Below are 17,407 nucleotides of genomic sequence, written 5' to 3'. Positions count from 1 at the left end.
TCACCCTGAGGGCTGGCAAGCCCGCCCTCAGGCGAGCTTGACGACCTCCGCGGTGTAGTCCTTGCCGAGCGCCTCGAACACCTTGCGGACGATGCCCTTGGCGTCGAGGCCGGCGCGGGCGTACATCGCCGCGGGCGTGTCGTGGTCCTGGAACTCGTCCGGCAGCACCATCGAGCGCATCTTCAGGCCGCCGTCGAGCATGCCCTGGTCGGAGAGGTACTGCATGACATGCGAGCCGAAGCCGCCGATCGAGCCTTCCTCGATCGTGATCAGGATCTCGTGCTCGCGGGCCAGCTTCAGCACCAGCTCCTCGTCGAGCGGCTTCATGAAGCGCGCGTCGGCGATCGAGGCGGAGAGGCCGTGAGCGGCGAGCTCGTCGGCCGCCTTCTCGCACTCGGCGAGGCGGGTGCCGAAGGAGAGCAGGGCGACCTGCTTGCCCTGGCGGATCATGCGGCCCTTGCCGATCGGCAGGGGCACGCCAACTTCCGGCATCTCCACGCCGCGGCCTTCGCCGCGCGGATAGCGCACCGAGCTCGGCCGGTCGTTGATCGCGACCTGGGTCGCCACCATGTGCACCAGCTCGGCCTCATCGGAGGCGGCCATGATCACCATGTTCGGCAGGCAGCCGAGATAGGCATTGTCGAACGAGCCGGCATGGGTGGCGCCGTCGGCGCCGACCAAGCCGGCGCGGTCGATCGCGAAGCGGACCGGCAGGCTCTGGATGCAGACGTCGTGCACGATCTGGTCGTAACCGCGCTGCAGGAAGGTCGAGTAGATCGCACAGAACGGCTTGAAGCCTTCGGCGGCCAGGCCGGCGGCGAAGGTCACCGCGTGCTGCTCGGCGATGCCGACGTCGAAGGTGCGCTTCGGGAACGCCTTGGCGAAGATGTCGATGCCGGTGCCCGAGGGCATCGCGGCGGTGATGCCGACGACCTTGTCGTCCTTCTCGGCTTCCTTGACCAGGCTCTGGCCGAACACGTTCTGATAGGCCGGCGCATTCGGCTTGGCCTTGGCCTGGGTGCCGGTGGCGACGTCGAACTTGACGACAGCATGATACTTGTCGGCGGACGCTTCCGCCGGCGGATAGCCCTTGCCCTTCTGGGTCACGACATGGACCAGGATCGGGCCGGTCTCCATGTCACGGACGTTCTTCAGGACCGGCAGCAGGTGGTCGAGATTGTGACCGTCGATCGGGCCGACATAATAGAAGCCGAGCTCCTCGAACAGCGTGCCGCCGTCCATCATGAAGCCGCGGGAATATTCCTCGACCCGGCTGGCGCGGTTGGCGATCACCTTGGGCAGATGCTGGCCGAGCTGCTTGGCCGCATCGCGCAGGGTGCGATAGGTCTTGCCGGAGTACAGGCGCGACAGATAGGCCGACATCGCGCCGACCGGCGGCGCAATCGACATGTCGTTGTCGTTGAGGATCACGATCAGGCGGGAATTCATCGCGCCGGCATTGTTCATGGCCTCATAGGCCATGCCGGCGGACATCGCGCCGTCACCGATCACGGCGATCACATTGTTCTTGCCGCCCGACAGATCGCGGGCCACCGCCATGCCGAGGCCGGCGGAAATCGAGGTCGAGGAGTGCGCGGCGCCGAACGGATCGTAATCGCTCTCGGTGCGCTTGGTGAAGCCGGAGAGGCCGCCGCCGGTGCGCAGGGTCCGGATCCGGTCGCGGCGACCGGTCAGGATCTTATGCGGATAGGCCTGGTGGCCGACGTCCCAGATCAAGCGATCGCGCGGCGTGTCGAACACATAATGAATGGCGGTGGTCAGCTCGACCACGCCCAGACCCGCGCCAAAGTGGCCCCCGGTCACCGAGACCGCATCGATGGTCTCCTGGCGCAGTTCATCAGCGACCTGCCGGACCTGCTCGACCTTCAGCCGGCGCAGATCTTCCGGAGTCTTGATGGTGTCGAGAAGCGGCGTCTTACTAAATGTGGTCACGGTGACATTCCAATTTTGCAGGTCGGGTTCAAGGGCCGACGTCTGAGAGGTTCATCGTAACGGGCGGCGAAACCTGGTGTCTTGAAGGTCACATCCGCGCGGATCGAAGCCGCAGACCGGAGCCTAGCCGGCCTTTGGATCGATCTATGTGATGTAAGTCACTCTTGGTGGCCTTGCCGTCCTCGTTTGTCGCCCAAGATCGCCAAGTCGTTCAGCCAAGTCAGTTTTGCTAGCTCTTGCAAGTGCTTGGCTCCAATCGTCGGAGGAGAATGAGCACTTCCAAAAACCCGCATTCGCGAGAAGCTTTACACCAAAGCGCGTCTTAAAGCCAACCCGGCGGAAGATGGCAAGCCCGCAAACAGTTCCTTGGCGCCAAATCTCAACCCCGTCGGCCCACCGGCGGTTCCCTTGCACTGCTCAAATCGCTGGCAGACGCGGCCCCGAAATAGACCGGAGAGGCAAGCCCGGTCCAGGGTTTTTCCCGTGATGCAGAATCCGTTATGGCCGCAATCGGCAGCGCTGCGGCGGGATGAGCCATGCGTTCGCGTCAGGGGAGCCGTCCGCAAACCATCATGAAGAAGTCATCGGCATGCGGCGTTTCATTGGCCATCACGAATGCGACGCGCGCGCGAAAAACGCCTTGCTCAATGCGGCGTGGGCGCCGGCCCGCTGATCGCGGACTGAGCCTGAAGAAGCTCGTCACGCCGTTGCTGTCGTGGCGATCGATCACGCCCACCTGCGGTGTGATGGCGATCGAGGGGCGCCGGTTGCGCAGCAATCGTCGCGACGCGAAGCAGAAACCGTCGTGGAATAACGTTAACGGGGTCCTGATGAGAAATACGGCTGAGATGCACGATCGGCAGGCGGTTCGCCCCTTGGTCTCGCTGCGGACCCCCGACGCGAAAATAATTTTGGCCTTAACCCGGCCAATGAGGTCAGGGGTACGGTGTGATCGCCGCTATTGGACGTCCAGCGGGGCAACTCCCGCCGCCCGCCCGCTGGCGTCGGTCGTGATCTTCTCGACCCTCGCCTCGGCTTGGCGCAACAGCTCCTCGCAACGACGCTTCAACGCCTCGCCGCGCTCATAGATCGCCACCGACTCCTCGAGCGGCACCTTGCCGTCCTCGAGCCGCTTCACGATCGATTCCAGCTCCTCGATCGCGCGCTCGAACGACAGCTTCTTGACGTCGGTTACGGTGTTGTCCGCCATGCGGGTTCCCTGCAGATCACTCAACTCCGGGGCCGTGCTTTTACACGCCGGTCATGGCTCTGTCAGGTCCTGCCGACGTGGATCGGCTGGAACCTGGGGATTACGCCCCGGTCAGCGCGGCAACGTGGGCGGAGACGGATTCCTTCAGTCCCTGAAGGTCATAGCCGCCCTCCAGGACCGAAACGACGCGGCCGCCGGCGCATTTGTCGGCGAGATCCATCAGCTTGCGCGTCACCCAGCCGAAATCTTCGGCCCTGAGATTCAGAGATGCGAGCGGGTCGCGATAATGGGCGTCGAAGCCGGCCGAGATGATCACGAGCTCCGGGCTGAACTTGGTGAGCTGCGGCAGGATGAGATTCTCGAACGCCGAGCGGAACTCCAGGCTGCCATCCTCGGAAGCGAGCGGCGCGTTGACGATGGTGTCATGCTCGCCGCGCTCGCCGCGGGCGCCGGTGCCCGGGAACAGCGGCATCTGGTGAGTCGAGCAGTACATCACGCTCTTGTCGGCCCAGAAGATGTCCTGGGTGCCGTTGCCGTGGTGGACGTCGAAATCGATGATGGCGGCGCGCTCGATGCCGAACGTGCGCTGGGCGTAGCGGGCGGCGATCGCGACATTGTCGAAGAAGCAGAAGCCCATCGGCTTGGCGATCTCGGCATGATGGCCGGGCGGGCGCACCGCCACGAAGGCGTTGCGGTGGCGGCCGGACATCACCGATTCGGTCGCGGCCACGGCTCCGCCGACGCCGCGCATCACCGCTTCCCAGGTGCCTGGCGACATCGAGGTGTCCCCGTCGAGATAGATGACCCCCGAGGTCGGCGCCATCTGGCGCAATTCGGTGACGTAATGCTCATTGTGGCAGAGCAGCGCGAGCGCGATGTCTGCTTCCGGGGCCTCGTCGCGATCCAGCAGGGCGAAGCGTTCCTCGGTCAGGGCCTCTTCCACGGCGCGCAGGCGGTCGGCACGTTCGGGGTGTCCGGAGGGCGTGGCATGATCGAGGCAGGCTTCGTGAGAAAGATACAGCGTCGACATTGGGCTCTGCCACTCGCGCGTTACGGGAACGCCCAATCTATGCGCTGAACGCAGCCTCGGAAAGAGCCCTGACGGCGATAGGACCCGGTTTCGCGCCGCTCCGACCGGATCTCACTGCGCCCTGTTGAGGATGCGATCGCGCGGCGGCGGAGCGAGCGGGCTGTTCGCCTTGAGATAGGCGAACAGCGCCTCGTCGTCATAGGGACCGACGACCGGATCGCGGCCGCCCTTGAAGGCGGTGAAGCCGTCGCCGCCGAGCGCAAGATAGGTGTTGAGGGTGACGCGATAGGATGAGGCGGGATCGACCGGCTTGCCGGCCAGCATCATGCTGGCGGCATCGACGCGCGCCCCGGCCGGCTGTTTGGGATCGAACGCATAGCTGAAGCCGTTCGAGATCTGCAGGATGCGCGGCCGTGCGGGATCGAGCCATTGCTGCTCCAGCGCCGCCTTGATCTCGGCGCCGGTCAGGGTGACCGTCATCAGCTGGTTGCGGAAGGGCTGGCTGGCAAACACGTCGGCATAGGTCACCGCGCCGTCGTCGCGACGGGCGAGATCGGTGCGGATGCCGCCGGGATTGGTCATCGCGATGACCGCGCCGCCCTTGGCGGTTGCGGCGAGCTGGGCATCGGCGATGACGTCGCCGAGCGTGCTTTCGCCCGCACCATTCGGCACCCGCGAGAGCGGCTGCGCGATGGATCCGGCCGGCCGATTGGCGATCGGCGCGGCGACCTTCTCGTAGGCGTCGATCAGCGCGGTCTGCGCCGGGTCCTTCGGCAGCGTGGTGTCGACCACGATATTGGTCGCGGTGGCGCTGACCACGTCGCGCGTGGTGCGGTCGAGCTTGACGTCGATCGCGGTCACCAGGGTGCCGAACTTGTCGGCCGAGGTGACGAGGCGCTTGTCGATGGTGCAGACATAGGCCTGGTGGGTGTGGCCGGAAATGATGATGTCGACCGCGCTGTCGAGGTCCTTCACGATGTCGACGATCGGCCCGGACAGGCCCGGGCACTCGTTCATGCCGCCGGACGGCCAGCCGCCCTCGTGAATCAGCACGACGATGGCCTGCACGCCCTTTGCCTTCAATTCCGGGATCAGGGCGTTGATGCTCTCGGCCTCGTTGCGGAAATCGAGCCCGGCCGCGCTCGCCGGCGAGATGATCCCGGCGGTCGCCTTCAACGTCAGCCCGATGAACGCGACCGGAATATCCTCGAAGGTGCGGATTTCGTAGGCCGGAAACACCGTCTTGTCGGTGCCGGCGACAAATGTCGACGCGGCGAGGTAGTGGAATTTGGCGCCGGTGAAGGGCTGTGGCCCGCGGCAGCCCTCGGTCGGATGACAGCCGCCATTCTGCATGCGCAGCAATTCGTCCTTGCCCTCGTCGAACTCGTGATTGCCGACCGCCGACAAAGCGAGCCCCATGTCCGACATCGCTTCGATGGTCGGCTCGTCGTGGAACATCGCCGACAGGAACGGGCTGGCGCCGATCAGGTCGCCGGCCGACACGAAGATCGTGTTCGGCTGGCCGTCGGACAGTAGCTTCACCAGGCTCGCCATATGTTCGGCGCCGCCGGCCGGGACCATGCTGGTCTTTGCCGGGTCCGCGGGATCGGCGATCCTGATTCCGGCAGGCGGCGGCTTGAGATTGCCGTGGAAGTCGTTGATGGCCAGGATGCGCAGCGACACCGGCTCGTCCTCGGCATGGACGGGCAGGGCGGCAAGGCCAGCGGCGGTGAGGGCGGCGACGAGGCAGGCGGCAAGAACGCGGCTGAGACGACTCATGGCAGGATCACGTGTGATGCAGGGCGGCGGCGAGGTGCGATTGCCCCGCCATGGCGGCAATGACATAAGATAAAACAGATAAAATCAGAACAATGATACCGGGCAATCCGGGGAGGGTGTGATGAAAAGAATGCTGCTGCTCGTGGCGACCTTGTCGCTCGCCGCCGGCTCTGCTGCAGCGCAATCGCTGCCGGACCTCATGAAGCAGATGATCGCGGCGTGGAATAAGCCGACCGAGCCGTTCAAGGTGATCGACAACATCTATTATGTCGGCACCAACGGGCTCGCCTCCTATCTGATCACGACGCCGCAGGGGCACATCCTGATCGATACGGTGATGCCGGAATCTACCGCGCAGATCGAGGCAAGCATCGCCAAGCTCGGCTTCAAGGTCGCCGACATCAAGTATATCCTCAACACCCACGCCCATATCGACCATACCGGCGGGCTCGCGCAGATCAAGCAGGAGACCGGCGCGCAGATGGTGGCGGGCGCCAAGGACGTGCCGCTGCTCGAAGGCGGCTTCTATCCGGGCCGCGAGCAGGAGAGTCATTTGAACTTCCCGCCGGTCAAGGTCGACCGCGCCGTGCATGACGGCGACACCGTCACGCTCGGCGGCGTCACCTTGACCGCGCATGAGACGCCGGGCCATTCGCCGGGCTGCACCAGCTGGACCACCGATGTGAAGGACGGCGAGGCCACCCGCGGCGTCATCTTCTTCTGCAGCGCCACCGTCGCGCTCAACCAGCTGGTGGGCCGGCCGACTTATCCCGGCATCGTCGACGACTACAAGAAGACCTATGCCTGGGCGAAGACGGTGCATCCGGACATTCTGCTCGCGCCGCATCCGGAGATGTTCGACTTGGCCGCCAAGCGGGCGAAGATCGCCGAGGGTGGGCCGAACCCGTTCGTCCGGCCGGGCGAGTTCAACGCCTATCTCGACAGGCTCGAGACGCAGTTCAACGAGGGCCTGGCCAAGCAGACAGCGGCGCTGCAAACCGGCAAATAGCACTCAGGGGGCGGCGGCCAGCCGGTCCAGCGTAAAGCCGGAGAGATCGACAAGCGGCGTCTGGCCCAGCGCCATCGCCGCGAGCGCCTCGCCGACTGCCGGCGAATGCTTGAAGCCGTGGCCCGAGCAGGCCGAGCCATAGATCACCTCGGGATCGCCGGGATCGCGGTCGATGATGAAGCGGCCGCCGCTGGCATTGGTGTAGAGACAGACCTCGCTGCGCAGGCAAGTCGGGCCGAGATCGGGCACGAATGGGCGGACATAGGTCTCGTAGGTGGCCGCGATCTCGTCCGCCGTGACCTCGCGGCCGACGTGATCGGGATCGGTCTCGCCGGTTGTGACCTCGTTGGCGAGCTTGACGCCGTTGCCGGGCGAGCCGAGCCAGGGGAAGCCGTAGATGTCGGACGCAGCGCCGGCGCGGCCGGTGACGTCCCAGATGAAGACCGGCGCGTCCGGACCGAAGCGCTGCGGGTTGGACAGGATCTCGAACCAGTACAGCACCTGGCGGGTGATGTGGACGCGGCGGCGCAACGGCGCGATCAGCTCGGTGATCCACGGCCCGGTGGTGACGATCAGCGTCGTCGCGGAGGCGGTCGTGCCGTCGTCCAGCGTGACGGTGAGCACGCCGGCCGCGCGGCGGAACGCGGTCACGCGCCGTTCGGTCACGAGCTCCGCGCCATGGCGCGCGGCGACGACAAGCTCGGTGCGCACGCAATCCTCGACCAGGAGATAGCCGCCCTCGCGATCGAGAAAGGCGCGGTCGCCCGGCGCCGTGGCGAAAGCCGGATAGTCGGCGCGGAGCCGCTCCGCGGAGAGGGTCTCGCCGTCGACGCCGTGCAGCCGCGCCGCAGTCTCGATATTGGCGAAGAACTGCCCGCTGCTGACGCCATGGACTGCGCCGCCCTGCTGGCTCGGAATGAACAGGCAGCCGCATTGCTGGAACAGGTGCGTGCCGGTCTCGCGCTCCAGTTCGCGCCAGATCTGGTGCGAACGCTGCGCCAGCGGCGTGTAGTCGACGCCCTCGCCGATCGCCGCGCGGGTGATGCGGGTCTCGCCATGGGTCGAGCCGAAGCGATGCGGCGGCTGGAAGCGGTCGATGCCGAGCACGCGCCGCCCGGCCTTCGCAAGATGCAGCACGGCGGCGCTGCCGACCGCGCCGCAGCCGATCACGATCACATCATAATGCGGCATGGACGGCTCGACCGGCTGCGCTCATTTCTTCTTGCGCGACAGGAACGCCTTGAAGGCGCCGATCGCCTCCTCGGAGGTCATGCGTTCGGCGAACAGATAGCCTTCCTGGTCGATGCGCCGGGTCAACTCGTCCGGCGCGGTGCGGATCAGCCTGCGTCCGATCGCGACCGCCTCGGCCGGCAGGCGGCAGATGTCGCGCGCGACCTTCTGCGCCTCGATCTCGGTATGCCCCGGCGCCACCACCGTATTGACGAAGCCGGCGATGTGGGCATCCGCCGCCGTCATGGTGCGGCCCATCACCAGCATCGCAAAGGCGCGCTGATAGCCCATGGTCTGCGGCATCAGCAGGCTCGAGGCGCCTTCCGGCACCAGGCCGAGATGGATGAAGGGCGTCGCGAAGGTCGCGGTCGTCGAGGCCAGCACGTAGTCGCAGTGGAACAGCATCGTGGTGCCGACGCCGATGGCGACGCCGTCGACTGCGGCGATGATCGGCTTGACGTTGTGGGCCAGCGAATAGAGAAACTTCGTCGCGGCGGACGTGCGCATGGCCTCGTTGCCGGCGTTACCCGCCTGCAGGAAATCCTCGAGGTCGTTGCCGGCGGTGAATACGCCGGAGCCTCCCGTGATGATGATGCATCGCACCAGCGGATTGTTCTGCGCGGTATCGATCGCATCGCTCATGCCAAGATACATCGCCTGCGTGATGGCGTTCTTCTTCTCCGGGCGCCTGAGCTTGATCGTCCGGGTTTCGCCTTCGTCGGTGACGATCAGATGGTCGGTCATGTGGCCCTCGTGCGTGTGCGCCGGCCGCCGCCGGTCATGTGTCGAGTCGGTTGCTGCGCCCCAGCCTACATCATCCGCAGATCACGCCAAGCGCGGAAGCGGCCGGCGCTGTGCCGCGATCGCACATCGGGGACGCACGCCCGGCCATTCCCGGCCATGGTTTACGACTGGTTTGCAACCGCATTCGGCGCGAGCTGGTCTGCTGCGTCATGCTGCGTTGTCGCGAGGACGATTTCGTGATGAAGTCTGTTGCCGTTCTGATCGCGCTCTGGTTGTGCTGCGCCGTCATCGGCCGTGCCGAGGCCGCCGACGGCGATCGCGCGCTGCTGTCGCAGTTCTGCGCGCCCGAGGCTATCGCTGGTTCGACCTGCAAGCGCGTCAAGTCCTATCCCAATGCGGAGGAGCAATCCTGTGACGTCACCCTGCAGCCGGGGCGGCAGCAGGGACGGTTCCTGGCCGCCGGCAATCTCCTGCTGCTGGTGAGCTATGGCAGCGGCTGCGAGCCGCACGCCAACAATTTCGGCGGCGTCGCCGTGTTCGAAAAAGTTGGCGGCGTCTACGAGTTTCTCGGTTTTTGGCCAGGCCTTGACGTGAGCGAATGCGTCATCGACACGAGGGATGGCGCGCATGACGTGCTCGTCTGCCTGACCGGGTGGATGGGGCAGGGGGTGATCGAGTCCGGCGTGGCGCGCATCGACTTCGCCAGCGGCAGCGACGGGTCCTTCGACATGTCCTACGACTTTCTGCTGAAGGCAGAGGACACGACCGGCGCCTTTCGGACCAACATCGTGACGTGCTCGGAGCAACTGCAATATTTCGGTCTGTCGAAACTCGCCAAAGGGCCGCGTCCCGGCACGGTCGTTGCGGGCGTGAGCTACGCCGACCGCGAGACGATCGAGACAGCCTGTGGCAAAGGCTTTCCGAAGCCGAAGGACGCGGAGGGCAGGGGCGAGCCCGCGGCGGGCGAGGGCTCGGTGCCGAAGGGTTACGCGAAGACCGGCAGCGTCCTCATCGACATTGCGAACCGCACCGTGAAGCTGCGCTGAGCTGCCGCGCGCTCAGCGCGAGCCGTCCGAGCGGGGCGGGGCAGCCGGTGCACGCGAGGCGGCGGCCGGCGGCTGCGGCCGCACGGCCTCGCGGCGCAATGCCTGCTCCAGCACCACGAGCCGCGTCGCCATGCGGGTCAGTTCGTCATGCATCGAGCTCTGAACGCCCTGCACGGCGTGCTGCACCTCGCGCAACGCGTCGCGCTGGGTCTCGGCCTTGAGCACCCTGAACTCGCTCTCGATCGCGGTCAGGCGCTGGTTGACGGCCTTGATCGCCTCGGCGATCTCCTTCTGCCCTTCCTGCAGCGCGCGAACATGATCGACCAGCCGCAGATGATCGGTCAGTTCCTCGACCGCCTTGCCGATATTGCCGCGGCTCGACATTACTTCACCGATCTCAGCAGCGTCCTGATCGTCGCCAGATGATCCTCAGGCGATCCGAGCCGCGCCGAGACGGCGTGCATCAGCTCCTTGCGGAGCTGCTGCAGCTCATCCTCCTGATCACCGCGCAGGCTCGCGGCCGCGGGAGAGTAGCTCTGATACGGATAGGTGCCGACCGGCCGCTCCATCGGCAGATAAGGCGGGCGTTCGTCCGCCCAGGCCGTCGCGGGCTCGCTGCCGGGCGGTGCCAGGCGAGGTTGACCGGCGAAGCGCGGCTGGGTGCTGCGCGGCTGCCGTTCGATGGAATCGACGATGGCCGCGAGCGCGACGTCGAAATTGCTTTCGTCGGAAATATCCAGCGCGGGTTCCACGACCGCTGTCGGCGGAAGCGGCGATGACGCCAATGACGGACGCGCCAGCGACGAACGGGGCGGCGACGAATGGTCGAACGACGAGCCGCTGAACGACGAGCGCGTGAAGGACGAACGGGCGAACGTCGTCAGGTCGCGCAGCCGCTCAACGGCGCGGCGCCATCGCGCGCCGAGCCCGGGCTTCTCCCTGGCAGGTGTTCGCATCAACATCTTTCTCTCCAGCAAGTTAGCTTAGGCGAGCGGAGAAAAGCTTAGCAAGGGTTGCGCAGCCGCTGCCAACAGCTGTGTTGCGGCCGACGCAGTGGCGGGTCTTCATCCATGCCGGCCTTGGTGGGCGTCTGGCTTAGCAATGCGCGTCTGTGTGCATAGGCCGGGGGCCCGCCGGACGGCGTTACCCCGGGCAGCCGCAGAGCAGGGCGCAAGATGTTCCAGTGAGAGGTACGGAACAACCGTGGGGCCCGGCCGTTCGGACCCTTGCTGCATCCCTGCAAACGTCCGAGGCCTTTCATGTATCACCACGTCAAGAAGCTGATGTTCACCGTCCGTGTCGACGAGCCCGATCCGCGCTTCGGCAACATGCTGCTGGAGCAGTTTGGCGGCGCCAATGGCGAGCTTGCCGCTGCCATGCAGTATTCGATCCAGGGCCTCAATTGCGAGGATCCCGATCGCAAGGATCTCCTGATGGACATCGGCACCGAGGAGCTGAGCCATCTGGAAGTGGTCGGCACGCTCGCCCGCATGCATCTGAAGCCCGCCAAGTTCGACCGCGAGGCCGCCGAGGCCGATCCGTTGATCGCGATCGCCGGCGGCGGCGGCGTCAATCTGTTCAACTCGCAGGGCAATCCCTGGACAGCGGACTATCTGAAGATCACCGGCGAACTCGACGTCGACCTGCGCAGCAACATCGCCGCCGAGGCGCGCGCCAAGATCGTCTATGAGCGGCTGATCAATTTCACCGACGACGCCGGCACCAAGGACGCGCTGCAGTTCCTGATGACGCGCGAGATCACGCATATGAAAGCGTTCGCGCTGGCGCTGGAGAGCATGAACAAGCCGGCCTTCAGCGTCGGCCGCATCGCGCCGACGCCGGGCCTCGTCGACCAGTTCTTCAACGATTCCACCGGCAACGGCGACCATGGCGAGATCGATACCCGCGGTCCCTGGAACGAGGGCGGCGATTGGGTGTTCACGGAATCGCCGGCGATCCAGGCCGAGAACGGCGCTGCCAATGCGATCGTCACCGAGAGCTCCCCGGCGGTCGATGAAGCGGGCCTTGGCGATCTCCTGATCGAGGAGCTGCGCGACATCCTCCATGCCGAGAAGCAACTGACCAAGGCGCTGCCGAAGATGGCGGAGGCCGCCCGCTTCGATCAGTTGCGCGAATTGTTCGAGCAGCATCTGGCCGAGACCGAGGCCCAGATCGAGCGCATCAACGCGTGCTTCGAGCTGCTCGGCAAGACGCCGCGCGCAAAGCCGTGCAAGGGCATGATGGGCCTGGTCGAGGAAGGCCAGGAGATCATGACCCAGTCCGAGGACAAGGAGGATGCGGCGGCGGATCTCGCGCTGATCGGCGCCGCGCAGCGCGTCGAGCATTACGAGATGTCCGGCTACACCACCGCGCGCAACCTTGCCTCCCAGCTCCGCCACAGCGCCGTCGTCGCGCTGCTGTCGAAGTCGCTGGCCGAGGAGGAGAATGCCGATCAACTGCTCAACCAGGTCGCGCGCTCCTTGATGTCGGTCGCCAAGATGCCGGCGGCGATCGAGCAGGCGTGAGGTAGGGACCTCCGCGGCGCGCCTGCGCTCCGCAGGCCGCCGTGGAGCGCAGACATTGCGCCACAACAACTGACTTCGCCCGTGCAGGCGGGCGATCCAGTACACCGCGGCCGTCGTATGCGGTCGAGAAGCCGCGGCTTGTTGATACTTCGCCTGCGTGGGCAGGGCCATCGCATTTGACGATCGGAGTGGTGCGCTCGATCGTCTTCACATCGTCATGGCCGGGACAAGCCCGGGCATGACGGAGCAACTAACTGACAGGATTGATTGTTCGCGACAGTCCCGTGTCTCCATATGCGATAGCCCGCACTCTGCGCGGGGTATGACGACCGTTTTCAGAACACCAATTGTGCCCGCCCCGGGCCCTCTGGAATGACGGTGGAACAGCGATCGAAAACGGACCAGCGGCTCTCCCGCTGCCATCTCACTCCGTGTAGTTGCGCGACCGGTCCGCCCTGCGGAAATGGTTCGTCGACAGGCAGCGTCTGGCCCGGTTGATCTGCGCATCTGTGGCGCCGCGGCTGCGCGCATACATCTCGGCCACCTCGGCGGTATATTTCTCCACGTAATAGCGCACCTCCGAGCAGGATATCCGCGTGTCCGGGCCAGCCTCGTTGGCTGCCTGCACCCCGGAACCCATCGCCAGAAGCAGAATCCCCGCGCCGATCACACCCCGCACCATCGAATTCCTCCTCCCTTGTCGCAGCTGCCCGCTAACAGGCGTGACTCGGCGCGAGGGTGCAAATTAACAAATGACGGCCACGTGACATCATCGGTGCAGTGTGGCTTCGCAGTGTCACCGAGCGTTGCGGCGGAGCACCGCCTGCAACCGCAGCCGCTCGAAATCGCCGGTCCTTGCACCCTGATATCTTCGGAGATCGAACGGTTCCTCCCGCGGAACCCGCCTCCCCTTGGCGCCCGTAGGGACGACGCGATGACGCGCCCCGTCTTTCGAAATTTCAGGTCGTCGCGGTGGAGCTCGCCGTGGCGGCGCTGCTCGAAACGCCGGTGCTTGCAGCGCCGCTGGTCGCGCCTTGCGCGTTGTAGGTCTGCGCGCCCTTGCCGCTGCCGTCCGAGCTGGCGGCCGTCTTGGTCACCTCGGTCGACCCGTCGGAATAGGTGATCGTCGTGGTGGTGACGCCGTCGAGCGTGATCGAGACCTCGCTGACGACGGACTTGCCCGACGACGCGCCGCCGCTGCCGGAGGAGCCCTCCGACGTGTCGCCGGCCGAGCTCGTGGCTGATGACGACGCGGTCGCGGACGTCGCCGAGCTGGATGAGGTGGCTGTGGTCGCCTGGGACGAGGGGGCCGCGATGGGCGTCGAAACGGAGCTGATCGACATGGACTTCTCGCATGAGGAAAGGGCAGGTGCCGCACGGCTGCGCGGCTCGCTTCTTCAACGCGGCCTGGGCGCGGAGCTGGCGCATTGACTTGCGTCTGAGTGTGTCCGGACGCGGCGGTTTTCACGCCGGGTCATCGAAGCGTGCCGCGGCCGCGCTCTCCGCGGCAAGGTCTCCCGTCGCAGGGCGGCCCACCGAGCTATTGCGGATCACCTCCGCGCCTCTCACACGCGCCCGGCGCAAGTCTAAACCCCGCTCTCTCCCCATGTCATTCCGGGGCATTCGCGCGTAGCGCGAGTGAGCCCGGAATCCATATCCCCGACTGGCAGAGATGCGGCGAAGTCCCGCCCCATCGCGCGCGCCGCACTCCCATCGTGGCGATGGATGCCAGTCTTCACAGGACGCCACCAGGTGTTCTGTAAAGCCCCGGAATGACGGCTAAGGGGCGGCAGGCGATCGCCAAGGGGCGGCGCTCCATTCTCCTGCGCGCATGAGCGTCACCTTTTCACCCCGGCAAACATCACGCGTCGCGAAGGCCTGCTGCGCTTACGCCGACGCCAACCCGATTGACTGATCTAACGATCCGCCGCCGACCTAATTGCCGAGGATCTTCTCCGCTGCGGTGACGATGCTGACCGTCGGATGCTCGGCGCAATATTTGCCGAACTTCTTGGCGTTCTCGATGAATACCTCGGTATCGAACAGGGCTTCGTCCTGATCGCCCTTGTACCAGCCGTCCAGCCAGATCAGCACCATCTTGATGCTGTCGTCGCCGCTCTCGACGAACTGCTTGCAGCTCATGGTCGACAGATCCAGCACGACGGCCGAGGCCGGTGCTGACGGCAGCATCATGGTCGCGGCGAACAGCGGGGCAGCGAGCAACTTCATAGGTCGTCTCCGAATGGATGGCGTGAAAACAATGAAAGATGCAGAGCGTTACAAATTCCTTCGCGCGCCGGCGCGAACCGCGCGATCAAGATCGTGCCGGGCCCGAATGGTTAGGATCGGTCGAATCGCGCGCAAAGGTCAGGGATGCGGCGGTAAATCAATGCCGGGGATCGAGCGCGCCCGCCGTGCGAACCGTTCTGTACCTGTCATGACTCCCGCCTGATGACTTGTTGCAGGCGGGCCTCGGCCGAGGTCCGGCCATCCTCGCGCCCCCATTCGGACCGCGTAGCGCAGCTCTGGTGATTATGCCGGGATCGACCAGGAGCGCATGAACTGCCTGACCCAGCGCAGGTCGCCCCCTAGACAGAATCTTGCGTGATAGGCGCCGTTGATATCAAACCGCAGTTTTCCGCGATGGTCTGTGGAGCTGTCCACGTCAAATGGAATACTCCAGAAGTTGAATTTCGACGGATAGAGCATTGACAGAAGCGCAATAGTATCATGCGGAAAGCAGCCGGAGATGCCCTCGGCCTTCTCGTAGCTCGCCATGTAGAACTCATGAGCTTCACTGAGCATCGGAGCCGCTGCCCCAAAAGTGCTCAAGCTCGGCAGGTCCTCCCGCCTGAATATGAGCTTTCGGCAGATATCAAGCGGGACGATTGTGATTGGAAGTCCTGAGTTGAGAATGCCAGTCAACGCGATGGGGTCGTTGTACGCGTTGAATTCGGCATCCTCGGTGATATTGCCTCTGTCAAAAATCGCACCCGTCATCATCGTGATACCGGAAATCCGGTCAGACCCGAACGTGCGCGCGATCGATGGGATATTGGTTGCTGGCCCGATGCTGAGGATATGAACGTCCTCATTGGGCCATCGCGCGCGTTCCAAGGGGTTTTCAATATACTCTGATAGAGAGTCGAATTGTTCGTCTGGCCTGACCTCGCCGATGATGTTGCCCAATCCATCGATTCCATGAATGTCCGTTGCAAAGTGCGCAAAGCCGTCTGAAGCGCGCTCGGCGCCGACGAGGATTGGTGCATCGACGCCAAGTCGTTGTAACAAGGTGCGGATGTTGTGTGCGGCTTGGCGTGCTGGGACATTTCCGAAGACGGTCGAAAAAGCGAGCTTGTGTCCTGCAACGATCCTGCATGCGACAGAGATCGCGAGCGCGTCGTCTACTCCCCCATCGCTGTCGATCCAGATCATCTATATTCTTCCATTGCTTTTCATGTGGTCGATAAGTCGCTTGAATTGATCGGGAGGCAGTCTGGTCGATTGATGGTTGATGTCTGCTGCCTTCCAATCCTCGCTGGTCACCCGCACGAGGAGGATGGATGCCGCGGTCGGCGAATCCTCATAGTCGAGATCGGATATTCGGCCCGGAAGTTGCGCCAATGGATCATTCTGGAAAGCCTCGTAATATTGCTTGGAGTACAGAACGCTCAGCACGTTACCGGTGCGGGTCGGTATCCCCGACGTGTTGATGCGGTGTGAGTCTCCTTTGAAGATCCAGAAGCCGGCATGATCATCGAGCTTGATATCCGAAGCGTCCCAGGTCGCGGCAACCTTGCCTGAAGGATCGTAGGCGTATCCCGAGTAGGTCCACCCAAATCCCGAATTCTTGGACAGATGCGACAAGCTCCAAGGGCGCTCCGCAATATCGACTTTCTGAAGCCACCATCCCTCGATGGCGCTGTGGCGGAACAGCCAGTGGCGGATCCGCGGGACGTTGATGAACCAGAATGGCACCGTTAGCAAAATCAACCAGACCGCGAAGCTCCCGGCTCCGTGCAAGGTCATTTGCACATAAGTGTAGTCGGCGGCTGATACTGAAGATGACCACTTGTTGAACACGGCCGACGATATTGCTGTGGCGACAGTCACCCAGCCGAACTCGTAAATGCGGCGAAAGGTTTCAACGTAATTCATCAGAACCTCCTAACCGAAAAAACTCCATTTCAATCAAACAATTCAAAGCTGTCGAGGCAGATGCTGGGCTGCTTTCTTTTCGGGATGTGCCGATTGATTGGGTCGATCGCCGCCAAAGGGGGCGAGACGACTATGGCGATGATATCAGGGCGCACCCGTCGGGCAAATCACGCTCATCCGAAATTGTCGTGTCAATGTGTTCGGATAAACATAAATTGCTTGGCGGCTCGCCCAAATCAGCCTTATGGTCCGCCCATCCCATTGCACGGTAGGGGACGGTTCGCGGTCGTCACGGACGTTGGCAGCGGGATGCGGTGGACGCGGGCAGGCGGCGTGCGATCAGCACGGGCGAACGCCAGCCTCGCGGACGGTCAAGGCGTGTGGTCCTGATACTCCGAAGCTAGTATCGAGCGCGATGTGCGACAGCGCATTGCGCGACATGGTGGCCAGAAAGCCGGCGCACCAGGGAGAGCGCGCTATAGCCTGTTAAAACCATCGTGCGGGGAAGGCCGGGTCGGTCCGGCTGTACCTGTGGTGACTGCCGCCTGCGTTTTTTGCTGCAGGCGGGCCACGGGCCTCAGCCGAGGTCCGGCCTTCCTCGCGCCCTCCATTCGGAGAGGGCGGGAATGAAAGGGCATAGCTCGGGCGCGCGCTGCGTCGCGAGAACGCGGATGCTCATCTCGTCACGGTGCTGTTTGTGATTGTGGATCAGGAGTTTGCCTC

The 17,407-nt window shown here is 64.4% G+C and carries 18 protein-coding genes; 4 read left to right on the top strand and 14 right to left on the bottom strand.

What is annotated here, in order from left to right:
- Window positions 1-27 precede the first annotated feature (27 nt).
- The 5 genes from dxs to ACVIJ6_RS00245 form a co-directional block, all read right to left on the bottom strand.
- Window positions 28-1,953, bottom strand: a complete 1,926-nt coding sequence (dxs, locus tag ACVIJ6_RS00265; protein ID WP_456770971.1) for a 1-deoxy-D-xylulose-5-phosphate synthase — start codon at window positions 1,951-1,953, stop codon at window positions 28-30.
- Window positions 1,954-2,500: 547 nt separating this feature from the next.
- Window positions 2,501-2,731, bottom strand: a complete 231-nt coding sequence (locus ACVIJ6_RS00260) for a hypothetical protein (protein WP_456770970.1) — start codon at window positions 2,729-2,731, stop codon at window positions 2,501-2,503.
- A 180-nt stretch (window positions 2,732-2,911) separates the two neighbouring features.
- Complete coding sequence (locus ACVIJ6_RS00255; protein ID WP_456770969.1) at window positions 2,912-3,163, bottom strand: exodeoxyribonuclease VII small subunit; 252 nt, start codon at window positions 3,161-3,163, stop codon at window positions 2,912-2,914.
- Between the two features lie 100 nt (window positions 3,164-3,263).
- A complete protein-coding gene (locus tag ACVIJ6_RS00250) occupies window positions 3,264-4,193 on the bottom strand; it encodes a histone deacetylase family protein (protein WP_456770968.1) in 930 nt (309 codons plus the stop codon).
- A 111-nt stretch (window positions 4,194-4,304) separates the two neighbouring features.
- The gene (locus ACVIJ6_RS00245) at window positions 4,305-5,972 is read right to left on the bottom strand and encodes a bifunctional metallophosphatase/5'-nucleotidase (RefSeq protein WP_456770967.1); all 1,668 of its coding nucleotides are present in this window, start codon (window positions 5,970-5,972) and stop codon (window positions 4,305-4,307) included.
- Between the two features lie 121 nt (window positions 5,973-6,093).
- Here ACVIJ6_RS00245 and bla point away from each other — a divergent pair, with 121 nt between their 5' ends.
- A complete protein-coding gene (bla, locus tag ACVIJ6_RS00240; protein ID WP_456770966.1) occupies window positions 6,094-6,981 on the top strand; it encodes a subclass B3 metallo-beta-lactamase in 888 nt (295 codons plus the stop codon).
- Window positions 6,982-6,984: 3 nt separating this feature from the next.
- On the opposite strand, the gene solA is transcribed toward bla, so the two are convergent.
- On the bottom strand, window positions 6,985-8,172 hold the full coding sequence (solA, locus tag ACVIJ6_RS00235) for an N-methyl-L-tryptophan oxidase (RefSeq protein WP_456770965.1): 1,188 nt from the start codon (window positions 8,170-8,172) through the stop codon (window positions 6,985-6,987).
- 21 nt (window positions 8,173-8,193) lie between these two features.
- The gene (locus tag ACVIJ6_RS00230) at window positions 8,194-8,955 is read right to left on the bottom strand and encodes an enoyl-CoA hydratase-related protein (protein ID WP_456770964.1); all 762 of its coding nucleotides are present in this window, start codon (window positions 8,953-8,955) and stop codon (window positions 8,194-8,196) included.
- Window positions 8,956-9,194: 239 nt separating this feature from the next.
- On the opposite strand from ACVIJ6_RS00230, the gene ACVIJ6_RS00225 reads away from it, so the two are divergent.
- Window positions 9,195-10,001 carry a hypothetical protein gene (locus tag ACVIJ6_RS00225; RefSeq protein WP_456770963.1) on the top strand — a complete coding sequence of 269 codons (807 nt, stop codon included), beginning with the start codon at window positions 9,195-9,197 and terminating at the stop codon, window positions 9,999-10,001.
- A gap of 12 nt (window positions 10,002-10,013) precedes the next feature.
- On the opposite strand, the gene ACVIJ6_RS00220 is transcribed toward ACVIJ6_RS00225, so the two are convergent.
- Window positions 10,014-10,385 carry a hypothetical protein gene (locus tag ACVIJ6_RS00220; protein ID WP_456770962.1) on the bottom strand — a complete coding sequence of 124 codons (372 nt, stop codon included), beginning with the start codon at window positions 10,383-10,385 and terminating at the stop codon, window positions 10,014-10,016.
- Complete coding sequence (locus ACVIJ6_RS00215; RefSeq protein ID WP_456770961.1) at window positions 10,385-10,963, bottom strand: hypothetical protein; 579 nt, start codon at window positions 10,961-10,963, stop codon at window positions 10,385-10,387. Before ACVIJ6_RS00215 ends, ACVIJ6_RS00220 begins: the two co-directional genes overlap by 1 nt.
- 297 nt (window positions 10,964-11,260) lie before the next feature.
- Between ACVIJ6_RS00215 and ACVIJ6_RS00210 the strand changes: the two genes are divergently transcribed.
- A complete protein-coding gene (locus ACVIJ6_RS00210; RefSeq protein WP_456770960.1) occupies window positions 11,261-12,526 on the top strand; it encodes a DUF892 family protein in 1,266 nt (421 codons plus the stop codon).
- A gap of 424 nt (window positions 12,527-12,950) precedes the next feature.
- Here ACVIJ6_RS00210 and ACVIJ6_RS00205 read toward each other — a convergent pair whose 3' ends face one another.
- Complete coding sequence (locus ACVIJ6_RS00205; RefSeq protein ID WP_456770959.1) at window positions 12,951-13,208, bottom strand: hypothetical protein; 258 nt, start codon at window positions 13,206-13,208, stop codon at window positions 12,951-12,953.
- 277 nt (window positions 13,209-13,485) lie between these two features.
- Complete coding sequence (locus tag ACVIJ6_RS00200; RefSeq protein ID WP_456770958.1) at window positions 13,486-13,623, bottom strand: hypothetical protein; 138 nt, start codon at window positions 13,621-13,623, stop codon at window positions 13,486-13,488.
- Window positions 13,624-13,645: 22 nt separating this feature from the next.
- On the opposite strand from ACVIJ6_RS00200, the gene ACVIJ6_RS00195 reads away from it, so the two are divergent.
- On the top strand, window positions 13,646-13,957 hold the full coding sequence (locus tag ACVIJ6_RS00195) for a hypothetical protein (protein ID WP_456770957.1): 312 nt from the start codon (window positions 13,646-13,648) through the stop codon (window positions 13,955-13,957).
- 504 nt (window positions 13,958-14,461) lie between these two features.
- On the opposite strand, the gene ACVIJ6_RS00190 is transcribed toward ACVIJ6_RS00195, so the two are convergent.
- The 3 genes from ACVIJ6_RS00190 to ACVIJ6_RS00180 form a co-directional block, all read right to left on the bottom strand.
- Window positions 14,462-14,755 (bottom strand): HdeA/HdeB family chaperone, encoded by a 294-nt coding sequence (locus ACVIJ6_RS00190; protein ID WP_456770956.1) that lies wholly within the window; start codon window positions 14,753-14,755, stop codon window positions 14,462-14,464.
- 303 nt (window positions 14,756-15,058) lie between these two features.
- Window positions 15,059-15,961, bottom strand: a complete 903-nt coding sequence (locus ACVIJ6_RS00185; RefSeq protein ID WP_456770955.1) for a nucleoside hydrolase — start codon at window positions 15,959-15,961, stop codon at window positions 15,059-15,061.
- A complete protein-coding gene (locus ACVIJ6_RS00180) occupies window positions 15,962-16,684 on the bottom strand; it encodes a hypothetical protein (RefSeq protein WP_456770954.1) in 723 nt (240 codons plus the stop codon).
- Between the last annotated feature and the right edge of the window lie 723 nt (window positions 16,685-17,407).

Source organism: Bradyrhizobium sp. USDA 4369 (assembly GCF_054056435.1).
The sequence above is the reverse complement of the archived record's forward strand: the minus strand, read 5'-3'. Positions and strand labels throughout refer to the sequence as shown.